The organism is Halorussus salinisoli (assembly GCA_005239435.1).
Lineage (GTDB): Archaea > Halobacteriota > Halobacteria > Halobacteriales > Haladaptataceae > Halorussus > Halorussus salinisoli.
In genome coordinates this window covers 516,888-532,940 of sequence record ML241305.1, presented here as the reverse complement: position 1 = coordinate 532,940, position 16,053 = coordinate 516,888, and the positions used below count along the sequence as shown (strand labels likewise).

Genomic DNA, 16,053 nt, shown 5'->3' with positions numbered 1-16,053 from the left:
CCCACGTACGAGCAACCATGCACATCAAAAAGCTCGTCTTGGATAACTTCAAGAGCTTCGGACGCCGGACAGAAATCCCGTTTTACGAGGATTTCACCACCGTTTCGGGTCCGAACGGCTCGGGGAAGAGTAACATCATCGACAGCATTCTGTTCGCCTTGGGGTTGGCCCGGACGCGAGGCATCCGCGCCGAAAAGCTGACCGACCTCATCTACAATCCCGGCCACGCCGACGGGAGCGAGGAGTCGAGTGGCACGCGAGAGGCCAGCGTCGAAGTCGTCCTGGACAACGGCGACGGCGTGTTAGAGCGCGCGCAGGTCGTCAACGCCGCCGGGTCGGAGAACGTCGGCGACGTCGAGGAGATCACCATCAAGCGCCGGGTCAAGGAGACCGACGACAACTACTACTCCTACTACTACCTCAACGGTCGGTCGGTCAACCTCTCGGACATTCAGGACCTACTGGCGCAGGCGGGCGTCACGCCGGAAGGGTACAACGTCGTCATGCAGGGCGACGTGACCGAGATTATCAACATGACGCCGTACGAGCGCCGCCAGATAATCGACGAAATCGCGGGCGTGGCGGAGTTCGACGCCAAGAAGGAGGACGCCCTCGAAGAGCTACAGACGGTCAAAGACCGCATCAGCGAGGCCGAACTCCGCATCGAAGAGAAGCAGGACCGACTCGACCAGTTGTCCGACGAGCGCGAGACCGCCCTCGAATATCAGGGCCTGCGCGACGAGAAGCAGGAGTACGAGGGCCACTTCAAGGCCGCGGAACTCGAAGAGAAGCGCGAGGACCTCGCACACACCCGCGAGGACATCGAAGACCGCGAGGACGAGTTGGCCGACCTCCAGCAGGAGTTAGACGAGAAGCAGGGCCGGGTCATCCGCCTCGAAGACGAGTTGGAGGAACTCAACGCCGAAATCGAGCGAAAGGGCGAGGACGAGCAACTCCGCATCAAGAGCGAGATCGAGGAGGTCAAAGGCGAAATCTCGCGGCTCGAAGACGCCATCGAATCGGCCGAGGAGAAGATTCAGGACGCCGAGAACACCCGCCGACAGGCGTTCGTGGAGATAGACCGCAAGCAAGAGAACGTCGAGGAGTTCGAGTCCGACATCCGCGACATCAAGATCGAGAAGTCCTCGGTCAAGGCCGACGTCCAGCAGAAAGAGGCCGAGTTGGAGGAGGTCGAGGCCGAAATCGAGGCCATCGACACCGAGTACGACGAGGTGAAGGCCGAACTCGCCGAGAAGAAAGAGGAGCGCGAAGAGCAAAAGAGCGAGAAGAACGACCTCCAGCGCGAGAAAGACCGCCTCATCGACGAGGCCCGACGACGTTCGAACGCCGAGAGCGAGAAGGAGGCGGAGTTGGACGAGGCCCGCGAGAGGATTCCCGAGTTGGAGACCAAACTCGACGACCTGGAGGACGAGTTGGCCAAAGCCGAGCGCAACCGGGCCCAGATCGACGACGTGGTCGAGGACCTCAAGCAGGAGAAACGCGAGTTACAGGACGACCTCGACTCGGTGGAAGACGAGATTCAGGCCAAACAGCAGGAGTACGCCGAACTCGAAGCCAAGGCCGGACAGAGCGGTGACTCGTCGTACGGCCGGGCGGTCTCGACCGTTCTGAACGCCGAGAAACCGGGCGTCCACGGCACGGTCGGCCAGCTGGGCGGCGTCAACCAGAAGTACGCCACCGCCTGTGAGACCGCGGCGGGCGGCCGGATGGCCCACGTCGTCGTGGACGACGACGGCGTCGGCCAGTCCTGCATCGAGTACCTCAAGTCCCGAAACGCCGGGCGAGCGACGTTCCTGCCGCTGACCGAGATGCACGACCGGAACCTCCCGTCCGCGCCGTCCGCGCCGGGCGTGGTGGACTTCGCGTACAACCTCGTGGACTTCGACTCGCAGTACTCGGGGGTGTTCGCCTACGTCCTCGGCGACACGCTGGTCGTGGAGGACATGGAGACCGCCCGCGACCTGATGGGCGACTACCGTCTCGTGACCCTCTCGGGCGAACTGGTCGAGAAGAGCGGCGCGATGACCGGCGGGTCGAAGTCCGGGTCGCGCTACTCGTTCTCGAAGTCCGGGAAGGGCCAACTGGAACGGGTGGCCCAGCGAATCAACGAGTTAGAGGACGAGCGCAAGTCCGTCCGCGAGGACATCCGCGACGTGGAGAGTCGACTCGACGACGCCCGCGACCGCAAGAGCGACGCCACCGACCAAGTGCGCTCCATCGAGTCCGACATCGAACGCACCGAAGACGAACTCGACTCGGTGAAACGGCGAATCGACGACCTCGAAGACGAACTCGTGGCGATGGAGGCCGAGCGCGAGGCCGTCAACGAGCAGATGCAGGAGCTGGAAGACGAAATCGACGAGCGCGAGGAGGCCATCGCCGAAATAGACGACGCGATTACGGAGCTCGAAACCGAACTCGCCGACTCCCGGATTCCGGAACTCACCTCGGAGGCCGAGGATATCGAGGCCGAAATCGAGGAACTCGAAGACCGGATAGACGAGTTGGACGGCGAACTCAACGAAATCCAGTTGGAGAAGCAGTACGCCGAAGACGCCATCGAGGACCTCCACGACGACATCGAGCAGGCCCAGAACCGGAAGGCCGAACGGGAGGAGGAAATCGACGAGTTGGAAGACAAAATCGAGGACCAAGAGGCGCTGCTCGAAGAGAAGCGCGAAGCGGTCGCGGAGCTCGAAGACGAACTCGCCGACCTCAAGGACGAGCGCAAGGACGTGAAGGACGAACTCCGAGAGGCCCAGCAGGCCCGCGACGACAAGAAGTCCGAGGTCGAGACGGTCGAGAACCGCCTCGAAAGCCTCCGTCGGAGCGCCGACCGACTCGAATCCGACATCGAGGACCTCCGCGAGCAGGTCGGCGAGTACGACGCCGACGAGATCCCCGACCTGAACGAGGTCGAGGAGAACATCGAGCGCCTCGAACGCCAGATGGAGGAACTCGAACCGGTCAACATGCTCGCCATCGAGGAGTACGACGACGTGAAGTCGGACTTGGACGACATCGAGGAGCGCAAGTCGGTCCTCGTCGAGGAGCGCGAGGGCATCCGCGAGCGAATCGACTCGTACGAAGACCAGAAGAAAGCGACGTTCATGGACGCCTTCGAGGCAATCGACGACCAGTTCGAGGACATCTTCGAGCGACTCTCGAACGGGACCGGCACGCTCCACCTCGAAGACGAAGACGACCCCTTCGACGGCGGCCTGACGATGAAGGCTCAACCGGGCGACAAGCCCATCCAGCGCCTCGACGCGATGTCGGGCGGCGAGAAGAGTCTGACCGCACTCGCCTTCATCTTCGCCATCCAGCGCTACAACCCCGCGCCGTTCTACGCGCTGGACGAGGTGGACGCCTTCCTCGACGCCGCCAACGCCGAGCGCGTGGGCGAGATGGTGGACGAACTCGCGGGCGACGCACAGTTCGTCGTCGTCAGCCACCGGTCGGCGATGATGGAGCGCTCCGAGCGCGCCATCGGCGTCACGATGCAGGGCAACAACGTGAGTACCGTGACGGGCATCCAGTTGGGCGAAGGCGAGGAGGTCCCCGCCGATGACTGACGACGAGAGTGACGTGCCCCTCAACATCGCGGGCCACGAGGAAGAAAAGCGAAAGCGCGAGGGCGAATCGTCGGGTCTCTTCGGCGAGACCGACGAGGACGCGGCCGAGAACGCCGGGGAAGCGGTGTCCGACGCCTCCGAGAACGCGAGCGAGGCGTCCGGCGGCGAGGACTCCATCATCAGCGAGGAACTCGACGTGAACCCGGAGCCCGAGGACGACGAGGCCGAACCCGTCGAACTCCTCGTCCAACTCGCCGAGGACGGCGAAATCGAGCCGTGGGACATCGACATCGTGACGGTCACCGACAAGTTCCTCGACCGACTCGACGGGGCCGACCTCCGGACCTCCGGCCGGGCGCTGTTCTACGCGAGCGTCCTCCTCCGGATGAAGAGCGACGCGATGCTGGCCGACGACGACGAGGACGACGAACCGGACGACCCGTGGGACGAGTGGGGACCGGGGATGGACGCGCCGATGGACGGCGACGGCGAGTTCCCGGCCCACGACCCGGTCGACCAACTCGAAGCCGAGATGGAGCGGCGACTCGACCGCAAGACCGCCCGCGGGACGCCCGAGACGCTGGACGAACTCGTCCACGAGTTGCGCGAACGCGAGCGCGGGTCGTGGTGGAAGGAGTCACGAAGCTACGACACCAGCGACTCGCCGAGCGGATTCCAGCGCGGGACGCAGACCCTCGACTACCGGATGGACGACGACATGCGAGTGGACGAGGAACCCTCCGCGGACGACGTGACCGGCACGGCCCACGAGGAGGACATCGAGGCGGTCATCGACGACGTGCGCGAGGAGTTGCGGACCCACTACGACAAGGGTCGGAGCGAGGTGCTGTACGCCGAAATCCAGTCGGTCGGCGGGTCGCGCATCCAGACGTTCCTCGCGCTCCTGTTCCTCTCCCACCGCGGGACCGTCACGCTGGAGCAAGACGACATGTTCGGTGATTTGTGGGTCGAAGACGCCGAGGCGGCGGACGACGCGGAGACGCCCGAAGCGATAGCCGACTAGTCGCAGTACAGTCACGGTCCTGTCGGCCGGTCGTTCCGAAAAGCCGATTCCGGTTCGACGGAACTCTCAGGCTCCGTTCACGAAGACGTCGAGCGTTCCACCTTGTCGCCGAGTCGCTATCTTCGCGCCCACGTAGTTCCCGCTCTCGTCGGTCACGTACGAGACGTCTCCGACTCCGCCTCCGGTCCGACCGAACGTGAGTTGCGGAGGGTGAGCGTACGCCCGCTCGAACTCTACCCGTGCGGTCGTTCCCGAGTCCGGGGAGACGTCTCGATGAACGTCGGTCGGCGGAGTGTTGTTCCGGACGCGGGACGTCGGACTCGCGAACCGCCACGGCTGTTTGCCGTCGGCCCAGTTCCCCTCGTAGACGTTGCCCGTCGAGTCAACGGATTCGGCGATGGCCGACGACTGATTCTGTCTGATGCTGTTTCCGCGGACTCGGACGCCGTCGTCTCGGACCAGAATCGCCGGGGACGGTTTCGAAGAGTTCTGGTCGTTACCGGTGACGTAGTTGTCCTTGAGTTCGTTGCCGGTGGGCGACTCCGAACCACCGACGATTACTCCCGACGTCCCCGCCTCCCGAACGTAGTTACCGCGAACGACCGTGTTCGACACGTTTTCGAGTCGAATCCCCGCCTCCCCCGCGGCCGTGACGAGATTGCCGTCTATCAGGCCGTTCGTTCCGCTCACGAATCGGATACCGGAAAGGTCCGGCTTGTCGACGCTGTTGTGCTGGATGGCGAGGTCCGCGGCGTCGCTGTCGACGCGGATGCCGTGACCGCTGTAGTTGTACAGTTCGTTGTTCTTGATGGCGAGGTTGCGTACCTTCGCCACGTCCACGGCGATGCCCGAGAACTTCGCCGTCTCCTTCGTCTGGAGATCGTCCGTCTTCTGAAGACTGACGTTGTTCTGGACGTTGATGTTCTGGAGGGGTTTCGGGCCGCGGACGTGGCAGAACGACTTGTGCGAGCCGAAGCCGACGTTCCCGAAGATGCCGACGTACCCCTCCCTCGACGACGAGGACGTGTTTCGCGCGATGCCGACGAGACTGCCCTGCACGCTGTTGCCGAGGAGGTTACCGAAGATAGAGACGCTCTGTGCCGAGGGGTTCTTGGCCTTCGACGACCAGAGGTCGCACGCGATGGGCCGGTCGAGTCCGAACGTGATGACGTTCCCGAAGACCATGTGGCGCTTGCCAGCGAGTTGGACGCCGCGGTCCCCGAACGCGTGAATCTGGTTGTTGAAGATTCGGATGTCCGAACTCTCCTGGGTGACGCTGATGCCGCTCCCGCCGTTGCCGTGCTTGACGGGGTAGGTCCGTCGGATGTGGTTGCGCTGGATGGTTACGTTGTTCGCGTTCCGGACCGCGATACCGTGGAGGCGTTCGGCCTTCTTCGGTTGGCCGGACGGGTTGCCGTGATAACCGACCCCGCGAATGTCGATCTCTTCACACTGGTCGTTGGACCCGATGCGGAACCCGCCCGCGTCGGCGTTCTCTGCTGGCTTGATCAGATTCTGCACGCCCGGTCCCACGACCGTCACGCCGTCCACGTCGACGTCGAGCCACTGCGTCGTGCGGTAGGGTGCGTTCTCGTCCGTGATACGGATGGTGTCCCCCGCCGAGAGGTCGTCGAAGGCCGTTTCGAGTTCCTTTCGAGTCGTCACGACGGTAACGTTTCCTTCGTCGTTCGATTGACTCGTTCCCGTTTTCGACTGTTGGTTCATTGCGGCACACCCCGAAACGGTTCCCGCCGACGCTGCCAGCATCGAGCAGAACGTCCGGCGCGGAAACTCGTCCATGTGGGTAGTAACCGGTGAAAGTGTGGTAGCTTCTTCGGCCACGAACTGGCGTTCGCGTCACCCCGACGTTTCCCGACGACGAAACGAGTCGTCGAACCAAATATATGGGGTTCTGAGAAATGTATTTATTTACTAGGAAAACAAACCTATTTCTCCATCGCTGGTCGTGGCTGTCGGGCGGTCTCCGGAAGACGCGCCGAGACCTCGCAGCGGCCGTCAGTCCAGATACTCGCCGACGAACGGTTCGACCCGCTCGCGGGTCTCGTCGGGAATCGCCTCGGTCGGCGTGTTGATGGTCCCCTCCAAGGCGTGCCCGCAGTCGCACTCGCGTTCGTCGGGCATGTTCCGGACCGCGTGCTCGACGACCTCCTTGATGGCCTCCTCGTTCTCGGCGGCGTTGTCCAGCACCTCTTGGAGCGTGACCTCGCTGTCCTCCTTCCACACGTCGTAGTCGGTGACGCCGGTCACGGTGGCGTAACACATCTCGGCCTCGCGGGCGAGTTTCGCCTCCGGAATCGTCGTCATGCCGATGACGTCCCAGCCCTGGTCGCGGTAGAACTCGCTCTCGGCGCGGGTCGAGTACTGAGGTCCTTCGATGCAGACGTAGGTGCCGCCCTGCTCCGAGTCGGCGTCGGTCGCTGTCTCGCAGGAGTCGGCCAGATGCTCGACCATGTGGGGGCAGTAGGGGTCCGCGAAGGGCATGTGAACCACGATGCCGTCGCCGAAGAACGTCGAGTCGCGGTGCTTGGTCCGGTCGAAAACCTGGTCGGGGACGAGTAACGACTGGGGTGGCAGGTCCTCGCGCAAGCTCCCGACCGCGTTGCTCGACAGCACGCGCTCGACGCCGACCTGCTTGAGTGCGTGGATGTTGGCCTTGTAGGGCGCGTTCGTCGGGGTGTGCTGGTGGTCCGGGCCGTGGCGCGGCAGGAACGCGACCTCTTCGCCCGCGAGTTCGCCGATGGTGACGGGCGCGCTCGGGTCGCCGAACGGCGTCGAAATCTCCTCTTCGCGGGTGTCTTCGAGGGGCAGGGCCTCGTAGATGCCACTTCCTCCGATGAAGCCGATGGTCATGGAGTACACTCGTGGGGGTGGCTACTAAACGGCTATCCTTCGAAGTTACGTACGAGAGTATTTCGGGCAGAAAGGAGAGCAACGGAGAAATTCGGATTTACGCCGTCAGCCCTGCACGCCGCTCTCGTTCTCGACCAGACGCCACTCCTCGCCCTCGTCGGCCAGCACGTCCCGGCGGACCATCTCGTTCAGCACCTCGTCCATCCGGTCGGGTTGGGCGATTTCCATCTCGATGCGCTCGACGTCGTGGTAGTCGCTCAAGAGGTGGCGAATCTCCTCGGTCGTGAAGACGTCGCCGTCGGCCTTGTCCATCACGCCGCTCGTGATATCTATCATGTCCTCGATGAAGTTCCACGGGTAGATTATCCACGCCCACTCCTCGAGTTGCTCGCCGATGTAGTCCGGTTCGAACTCGCTGGTCTGGAGGAGTTGAAGCGTCGCGGTCCGAACCTCTCCGGCGTCCCGGTCGGTGACGTACTCGTAGGCGCGCTCGATGGAACCCCCGGTGTCGGCGATGTCGTCGATGATGAGCACGTCCTTGCCCTCGACGCTCCCCTCGGGCATCGGATAGCGCACCTCGGGTTCGCCCGCCTTCTCGGCGGTCCCGACGTAGTGTTCCATCTTGAGGCTCGTCAGGTCGTCCATCCCGAGGAAGTCACAGATACACCGCCCCGCGAACCACCCGCCCCGGGCCAGCGCGACCACCACGTCCGGGTCGAACGAGTCTCGTTTGACTTGGTCGCTGACGTCGCGGCAGAGACCGTAGATGTACTCCCAGTTCGTAATCGTGCATTTGAACTCGTCGGGGAGGTCGCTCATACCACCTCGGGAGTCGGACTTCTGCACACTTAACGGTTTACAGGTGGATTTCCGCCACGTCAGACGGTCACTCGACTGTCACGAGCGTCCGACCGTCACGACGTCTCGCGACCGGGAATCAACAGGTCTCGCACGACCGCGAGTGGCGGTAGTAGACGAGTCCCCCGAGCAGACCGACCGCGACGACTCCGAGGACGGGCCGGAGCGGGTCGAAGTACGTCATGAGCGCGGAACTACCGAACAGCGCGAGCAGGACGACGTTGCAGATCGGGCACCCGAACGCGAGGAACCCGCCGACGGTGCCGAGGGCGGCGGCGCCGTCGTTGCGCTCCTCCTCGGGGACGCGTTGGACGCTGTAGAGGCCGAGCAGGACCGCAGTGAGCGTCAGAAAGAGGTAATCGAGCGGCGTCCGAGGAACCATGCGAACGTAGAACCCGTTCGGAATCAGGCCCGTGACGACGCCGAACAGGACGAACGCCCCGACGCTCACCGCGAGACCCTTACCGACGCGCCTTCGAGCGAATGCCATCGTTCGACTACGGTTACCGGTCCGATGACTTAAATCCCGTCTCGGTCGTTCAGGCGAGACCGGCGACTTCGCCGGCGCGAAGTGACCTCGTGGGCGAGACCCCGACCAAGTCGGAGGTCGGGCTCGCGCCGACGAACCAATTACTAAGAGTGGCGCGTTCTTCGATGCGACCATGGAAACGCGACGTGCTCTACAGGTAGACGCCTTCGCCGACGAACCGTTCGCCGGAAACGCCGCCGGAGTGGTCCCCAACGCCGACGACCTCACCGAGGCCCAGATGCAGGCCATCGCCACGGAGTTGGCGGTTAGCGAGACCGCATTCTTCCGTTCGAGCGACGAGGCCGACCGCCGGGTTCGCTACTTCACGCCGACGACCGAGGTGGACCTCTGTGGCCACGCCACCATCGCCTCCCACGCTCACCTGCTCGAAGACGGCGTAATCGACCCCGGAACTCACAGCCTCGAAACCAACGTCGGCGTCCTCGACATCGAGGTGGACGAGGACGGCACCGTCTGGATGACCCAGGACGCCCCCGAGATTCGGGAGGTGGACCTCGACTACGAGCGAGTCGCCGACGCCCTCGGCATCGACCACGCCGCGCTCGAAGACGTGGGCGCGGACTTCCCGCTGGCGGTCGCTTCGACCGGTCTCCCGTTCCTCGTGGTGCCGGTCAACTTCCTCGAACACGTCAGCGCGATGGACCCCGACCACCGGAAAATCGAGGACCTCAGCGACGAGGTGGGCGCGACCGGCATCTACGCCTTCTCCTTCGACACGCTCGAAGCCGATTCGACCCTCCACGGCCGGATGTTCGCGCCCGCGGCCGGAGTGCCCGAGGACCCCGTAACGGGCACCGCGAGCGGCGCGACCGGTGCCTACTTGCGCGAGGTCGAAGCCTTCGACGGCGACTTTCCGAACGAGATGACCTTCGAGCAGGGACACTTCGTGGACCGTCCCGGCTACGTCCGCGTGCGGGTGGACGAGCAGGTCCGCGTGGGCGGGCAGGCGGCCACGGCGCTCGACGGCGAGTTGCGGGCTCCGGCAGTCGAGGACGGCGACGACATCATCGAGGTCTAGTTCCCCGTCGCTCTCGGACCGACGGTACTCCGACGCGATGACAGGTCGACCAGTCCACCGTCACGCTCGGCCGACCACCCGACAGGGGCCGCCCGCTCGCGGGCGGTTCACTCGCTGGAGCGACCGCGAGCCGGGCTTTCCACGTCGACTCCCGAAAGCCTACGTATCGGGGCCGATAGTTCGACGGACGATGAACTGGCAGGCGCTCGGCGTCGGATTCGCGGTCGTCCTCGTGACTGCGGCCGTCGGGGTTCTGACGGGACCGTGGCTCCTGTTCGTCTCGGGTTTCTTCGGCGGGGCCGTCGCTGGCTACGTCGCGGGCGGACTCCGAAGCGGTCTCGGACACGGCCTGCTCCTCGGATTCGCGGTCGCGGCGCTCGGCGTCGGACTCGGTTGGTGGGTGCTGTCGTCGCCGACCCAACGGCCGTATCCCGGTGCCGGGATGGCCCTGTTCCTCTGGTGGGTGGTCGCTGGACTGCTCGGCGTCGAAGTCGCCGTCGGCGGACTCGTCGGTGGCGCTCTGAGTCGGTTCGGGAGCGAGTGAGAACCCCGACTATCGAGCGAGCAGGTCGCGGACCGCTCGTCGGTGTTTCTCGACGGTCGCCTCGCGCTCCGACTCGGGTCGATGGCCGTACCACAGCGAGAACCAGACCAGCGGGAAGAGACGAGTGACGGTGAGGTAGAGTTCCCGGCGGCGTTCGGCGTCGGAGTCGTCTGCCAGTTCGCCCACTTCTCGGTAGCCCTCCCGCAGGGCCGCGCGGACGCGCTCGCGGAGCGGGTCGTCGTGAGGTGCCCACCCGCTGAGATACTGCTCGGCGAGGACGAGGTTGTACTGGGGTTCCAGCGTGTTGGCGTTCCCCCAGTCGAGAACCGCCCGGGTCTCGCCGGTCGCCGGGTCCACGAGGAGGTTGCCGAGTCGGTAGTCGTCGTGGCCGAGCACCGGCGCGAACTCGCGGTCGAGCGCGTCGAGGCGGTCGTCCACGAGCGCCCGGAGGTCGGATTCGAGGTCGGCGAATCGGTCGTGGAGGTCGCCCAAGCAGTCGTCGGCCGTCGCTTCGACGCGGGTGCGCCACGAGTCGCTGGCGGTCTCGTCCGTGGTCAGGGCGCGACCGTCCACCGTAGGCCGGTCTCGGTCCGCCGCGATGTGGCCCTCGCCCACCGTCAGTTCGCCTCGGTCGCCGTCCACGTCCCGCGCGAGTCTGACGCCACCGAACGCCTCGAACTCGCCGAGCGCGTGCAACTCGCCGATGTGTCGGCCCGCGTCGCGGGCGAGGCGCTCCATCGCGTCGGCGGGCAGTTCGCGGGCCCCGTTCTCCCTGACCTCGCCGTCGCGGCATTCCATCAGGAAGAACGGCGCGGGCAGGTCGTCGTGGTCGTCAACCGCGCCGACGACGCTCGGTACGGGAATCGAGGTCCGGCGGTCCACGAGGGCCACGAGGTACGGTTCGGGCCGGAACGCCTCGGGGTCGAGGAACTCGCAGGCCTTCAGGACGCACTCGCGGGGTCCGTCGGGCGTCTCGACGGTGACGAAGTAGACGACGTCGGTTCCCTCGTCGGCGGGCGCGGCGTCGCGGAGCGACCACTTCGGGCGAATCTCGCGGACCATCCGCCGGAGGGTCGCGTCGGCGAACTCCTCGGCGTCGTCGGCGTCGTCCATGCTCGCCAACTCGGAGTCGTATGATAGAAATCTTGTCCTTCCGTGCGTGGTGCTGGCATTCAAAGAACGATATACCTTTCTTTTAACCATAAATATGGACTATAAACACTATATATATTCCACTTCGGCATTACTGACCTATCTCTCTCGGTGCGCGCGACCGACGTATGCGAGGTCGTCGCGGCTCTCGGAGAAACGAACACACCCGAAGAGACCAGGACTCGCCCGGTAGCGACCGCCCTCTGCCGACCCGATTCGCTACTGTTCGCCGAACTGGAACTCCTCGGCGGTCTCCTCGCGCTTGAGTTCCGACAGTTGACGGCGCGTCTCCGACACGTCGTGTTCCACGTCCGAGAGGCGGTCGTCCAGCACCGACAGAATCTCGCTTTTGACCTTCTCGCTGTCGAAGCGCTCGCGCATCTGCTCCTCGACGGCGGCGGTGAAGACCCGCACGAAGGCGGTGACGCTTCCGACGACCCAGACCAACACGCCGAGGGCGGCGACTACCAGGCCGGGCGCGGCAGTCGTCAGCGCCGACGAGAGCGCCGCGCCGTTCTCCAACTGACTGTAGCCGTCTGCGATGCCCAACACGACGCCCGCGCCGACGAGTGCGCCACCGAGGAGGGTGGCGACCCCGGCGAGGACCACGTAGTACACTGCCCACCGAAGCGAACGACTCGCGTCCATGCGTGACTGGCACGAACGCGAGCGTATAAACTCACCCGTTTCGTGTCGGGGAACGAAAACGTCGGGGAGTACCCGTGCGTCCGGAGGTCGGCGTCAGCGAGTGCTTCCGGTGATAATCGGTCGTCGCCACGGACTCGTTCGGGTCGCGGCAATTTTTCCGAATTCGAAGATAGAATCCGGTTTCGAGTTAATATTCTCGGCACGAGGCGGTCGGAACATTCTTTATTCGCCTTCCTGTTCTCCCACATGCACCAATGGCTGTACTCTGGCTGGACGAAATCACCGCGGACGACCTCGAACTGGTCGGCGGGAAGGGCGCGTCACTGGGGGAACTCACCGGCGCGGGCCTGCCGGTCCCATCGGGGTTCGTGGTTTCGGCTGGCACCTATCGCTCGTTCATCGAGGAAACCGGCATCGCGGAGGAACTGTTCGAGACCGTGGACGTGGACGCCGAGGACTCCACGGCGCTCGCCGAGGCCCAGTCGCGGGCCAAGGAACTCGTGCTCGAAACCGAGATGCCCGAGGAGATTCGACAGGAGATCCTCGACTCTTACGACGACCTGAAAGACGGTGAAGCGTTCGTCGCGGTCAGGTCGTCTGCGACCGCCGAGGACTTACCAGACGCGAGTTTCGCGGGCCAGCAGGAGACGTTCCTCAACGTCACCCGCGAGGACCTCGTGGACCGCGTCAAGCGGTGCTGGGCGTCGCTGTTCACCCAGCGCGCCATCTACTACCGACAGGAGAAGGGCTTCGCTCACCACAAGGTCGACATCGCGGTCGTCGTCCAGCGCATGGTCGACGCCGAGAAGTCCGGCGTGATGTTCACGAGTCACCCATCGACCGGGGCACCGCGAATCATCATCGAGGCCGCGTGGGGTCTCGGCGAGGCGGTCGTCTCCGGGTCGGTCTCGCCCGACAACTACGTCGTGGACCGCGAGACCGGCGCAGTGGACGAACTCACCATCGCCGACAAGAAGACGATGATGGAGAAAGACGAGGCGACCGGCGAGACCGTCGAGCGCGAGGTCGCCGACGACCTGCGCGAGGCCCAAGTGCTCGACGAGCGCGACATCGAACGCCTCGTCGAACTCGGCGAGCGCGTCGAAGACCACTACGACACTCCCCAGGACGTGGAGTGGGCCATCGTGGACGGGGAGGTCTTCATGCTCCAGTCCCGTCCCATCACGACTATCGACGACGCCGAGAGCGAAATCGAGACCGACGCCGACGCGAGCGCCAACGGAGCGAACACCGCGGAGACCGACGGCATCGCCGACGGGAGCGGCGCGGTCGAGGCCGCGGGCGGCGGTAGCGACTCCGGAACCGAGACCGGCGGAAACGGTGACGTACTCGTCTCGGGTCTCGGCGCGAGTCCGGGCATCGCCTCGGGCGCGGTTCGCATCGTCGACCAACTCGACCAACTCGACAAGGTGAGCGAGGGCGACATCATCGTCACCGAGATGACGACGCCCGACATGGTGCCCGCGATGAAGCGCGCGGCGGGCATCGCCACCGACGAAGGCGGCATGACCAGCCACGCCGCCATCGTCTCGCGGGAGTTGGGCGTCCCGGCGGTCGTCGGCTGTACCGACGCCACCTCGTCGCTGACCGACGACCAGCGCATCACCCTCGACGGCGACAAGGGGACCATCACGGAGGGTCGCCGCGAGACGAGCGAAGAGCAGCGCGAACCCATCGAGGAGGCCCGTCCGAAGACGCCGGTCAAGCCGATGACCGCGACCGAGGTGAAGGTCAACGTCTCGATTCCCGAGGCCGCCGAACGCGCCGCGGCCACGGGCGCCGACGGCGTGGGGCTGCTCCGGATGGAACACATGATTCTGTCCACGAACAAGACGCCCGCGAAGTACCTCGACGACCACGGCGTCGACGCCTACGTCAACGAAATCGTGGAGGGCGTCCGCGGCGTCGCCGACGAGTTCTACCCCCGTCCCGTCCGGGTCCGGACGCTCGACGCGCCGACCGACGAGTTCCGCCAGTTGCAGGGCGGCGAGGACGAACCCGACGAACACAATCCGATGCTGGGCTACCGGGGCATCCGCCGGAGCCTCGACCGGCCCGACGTGTTCGCCCACGAACTCGAAGCGTTCGCCCGCCTCTACGAGATGGGCTACGACAACGTCGAGATCATGCTCCCGCTGGTCAACGACGCCGAGGACGTGATTCAGGCCCGCAACCTCATGGAAGAGTCGGGCATAGACCCCGAGAAGCGAACGTGGGGCGTGATGATAGAGACGCCCGCTTCGGCGCTGGGCGTCGAGAAGATGGCCGAGCAGGGCATCGACTTCGCCTCGTTCGGCACCAACGACCTCACCCAGTACACGCTGGCGGTGGATCGTAACAACGAGAACGTCGCCGACCGGTTCGACGAACTCCACCCGTCGGTCCTCCAACTCATCAGCCAGACCATCGAGACCTGCCGCGACCACGACGTGGACACGTCCATCTGCGGACAGGCCGGGTCGAAACCCAAGATGGTTCAGCATCTCGTCGACGAGGGCGTCAGTTCCATCTCGGCAAACATCGACGCGGTCCGCGACGTCCAACACGAGGTCAAGCGCGTCGAACAGAAGCTTCTGCTCGACTCGGTGCGCTAGACTCGAAGCGTCGTCGCCGGTCCCGCGGCGGTCCCTTTTTGCGATTAGGAACCCGGTAAGCACCGTTTAACTCGCATAATTCGTAGCTAATTCAGAAAACGCTACGGCACGATACTGCCGGTTTATGGGTGACGCTACCGGAGTAGTAGACAATGGTTTCCCGTCGAGCCGCGCTCGTCGTCGCCGCGATGATCCTCCTCGCCGGATGTGCTGGGAGTGACGGTACGACTCCGACGACTACTACTGCAGAGACTCCGACGACTGTCGAAGATCGGACGACTACGGAGACGACCGCGACGAGCGTCACGTCGCCGAACGAAACGACGACGACGACGATGAACGCCTCCGCGAACGAATCGCTCCCGCCGGGCGTGAACGCCTCGGGCGTCGAAGACCCGTCTGTGCTGGTCGAGGCCCACCGGAGCGGCCTCAACAACTCCAGTTTCGCCTTCGAGTTCCGGTCCAACGTCACGGTGGGGGAAACGAGCCAGTGGACCAGACAGCGAGGGACCGTCGAAACGGGCCGGTCGCCGCTCGTGGTCCACTCGGATAGCGTCCGGAATCTCACCGAAGGGACGACGCGAGTCGCCACCGACCTCTGGGCCAACGACACGTCGGTCGTCGTCCAGTACCGCCGAGAGGACCGGACCGAACTCCGGCGGTACAACCGAAGCGGCGGAAACGTCGCCGACGAGACGTGGGCCCACCTGCCCCGGGCCGACCTCGACTCGCAAGTGACGCAAGCGTGGCTCGTCGAACTCGCGCTGACCGCCGGGAAGTTCGACCTCGCGCGCGTCGACGACCGGGACGGCCAGCGAGTGGCGGTCCTCCGAGCGACCGAGGCCGTCGACTCCGCCAACCTCACGGACCTGAACGCGACGGTGGTCGTGGACGCGGAGGGCCGAGTTCACTCGCTCTCACTGACGGCCGCCTCCGAGGGCAACGACGAGAGTCGAATCCACTACGAGTTCGAGTTGACCGAGGTCGGGACGGTCACGGTCGAGCGCCCGACATGGGTCGGTGCCGCGACGCCGCCGACCGAGACTCCCGAAAACGAGACGACTCCGACTCCGACAGGCGACGAAACTACGTCCGAAAGCGAGGTCACGACGACCACTGCCAGCTAATCCGCTTTTCGAAGAATCGATTCCGACAGAGGGCGAACGGACGAGATTCG

At 64.8% G+C, this 16,053-nt stretch carries 12 protein-coding genes; 6 read left to right on the top strand and 6 right to left on the bottom strand.

Annotation, left to right across the window (positions count from 1 at the left end):
- Positions 1 to 17: 17 nt before the first annotated feature.
- Positions 18 to 3,596 (top strand): chromosome segregation protein SMC, encoded by a 3,579-nt coding sequence (gene smc / locus E2484_RS02720; RefSeq protein WP_137283684.1) that lies wholly within the window; start codon positions 18 to 20, stop codon positions 3,594 to 3,596.
- Positions 3,589 to 4,620 carry a segregation/condensation protein A gene (locus tag E2484_RS02715; protein WP_137283683.1) on the top strand — a complete coding sequence of 344 codons (1,032 nt, stop codon included), beginning with the start codon at positions 3,589 to 3,591 and terminating at the stop codon, positions 4,618 to 4,620. The genes smc and E2484_RS02715 overlap by 8 nt, the downstream gene beginning before the upstream one ends.
- A 66-nt stretch (positions 4,621 to 4,686) precedes the next feature.
- Here E2484_RS02715 and E2484_RS02710 read toward each other — a convergent pair whose 3' ends face one another.
- The 4 genes from E2484_RS02710 to E2484_RS02695 form a co-directional block, all read right to left on the bottom strand.
- Positions 4,687 to 6,420, bottom strand: a complete 1,734-nt coding sequence (locus E2484_RS02710) for a right-handed parallel beta-helix repeat-containing protein (RefSeq protein WP_137283682.1) — start codon at positions 6,418 to 6,420, stop codon at positions 4,687 to 4,689.
- Positions 6,421 to 6,636: 216 nt separating this feature from the next.
- A complete protein-coding gene (gene mtnP / locus E2484_RS02705; RefSeq protein ID WP_137283681.1) occupies positions 6,637 to 7,491 on the bottom strand; it encodes an S-methyl-5'-thioadenosine phosphorylase in 855 nt (284 codons plus the stop codon).
- 105 nt (positions 7,492 to 7,596) lie between these two features.
- Positions 7,597 to 8,310, bottom strand: a complete 714-nt coding sequence (locus tag E2484_RS02700) for a phosphoribosyltransferase (RefSeq protein ID WP_137283680.1) — start codon at positions 8,308 to 8,310, stop codon at positions 7,597 to 7,599.
- A gap of 118 nt (positions 8,311 to 8,428) precedes the next feature.
- Entirely contained in the window at positions 8,429 to 8,839 is a 411-nt protein-coding gene (locus E2484_RS02695) for a hypothetical protein (RefSeq protein WP_137283679.1), read from the bottom strand.
- Between the two features lie 172 nt (positions 8,840 to 9,011).
- On the opposite strand from E2484_RS02695, the gene E2484_RS02690 reads away from it, so the two are divergent.
- Together E2484_RS02690 and E2484_RS02685 are read left to right on the top strand one after the other, a co-directional pair.
- Complete coding sequence (locus tag E2484_RS02690) at positions 9,012 to 9,917, top strand: PhzF family phenazine biosynthesis protein (protein ID WP_137283678.1); 906 nt, start codon at positions 9,012 to 9,014, stop codon at positions 9,915 to 9,917.
- A gap of 37 nt (positions 9,918 to 9,954) precedes the next feature.
- On the top strand, positions 9,955 to 10,461 hold the full coding sequence (locus E2484_RS02685; RefSeq protein ID WP_137283677.1) for a hypothetical protein: 507 nt from the start codon (positions 9,955 to 9,957) through the stop codon (positions 10,459 to 10,461).
- 9 nt (positions 10,462 to 10,470) lie between these two features.
- Here E2484_RS02685 and E2484_RS02680 read toward each other — a convergent pair whose 3' ends face one another.
- Complete coding sequence (locus E2484_RS02680) at positions 10,471 to 11,574, bottom strand: phosphotransferase family protein (protein ID WP_170977215.1); 1,104 nt, start codon at positions 11,572 to 11,574, stop codon at positions 10,471 to 10,473.
- Between the two features lie 258 nt (positions 11,575 to 11,832).
- Entirely contained in the window at positions 11,833 to 12,261 is a 429-nt protein-coding gene (locus E2484_RS02675) for a hypothetical protein (RefSeq protein ID WP_137283675.1), read from the bottom strand.
- A gap of 254 nt (positions 12,262 to 12,515) precedes the next feature.
- On the opposite strand from E2484_RS02675, the gene ppsA reads away from it, so the two are divergent.
- Positions 12,516 to 14,876, top strand: a complete 2,361-nt coding sequence (gene ppsA, locus E2484_RS02670) for a phosphoenolpyruvate synthase (RefSeq protein WP_137283674.1) — start codon at positions 12,516 to 12,518, stop codon at positions 14,874 to 14,876.
- A gap of 152 nt (positions 14,877 to 15,028) precedes the next feature.
- Positions 15,029 to 16,003, top strand: a complete 975-nt coding sequence (locus tag E2484_RS02665; RefSeq protein WP_137283673.1) for a DUF7537 family lipoprotein — start codon at positions 15,029 to 15,031, stop codon at positions 16,001 to 16,003.
- Positions 16,004 to 16,053 lie beyond the last annotated feature (50 nt).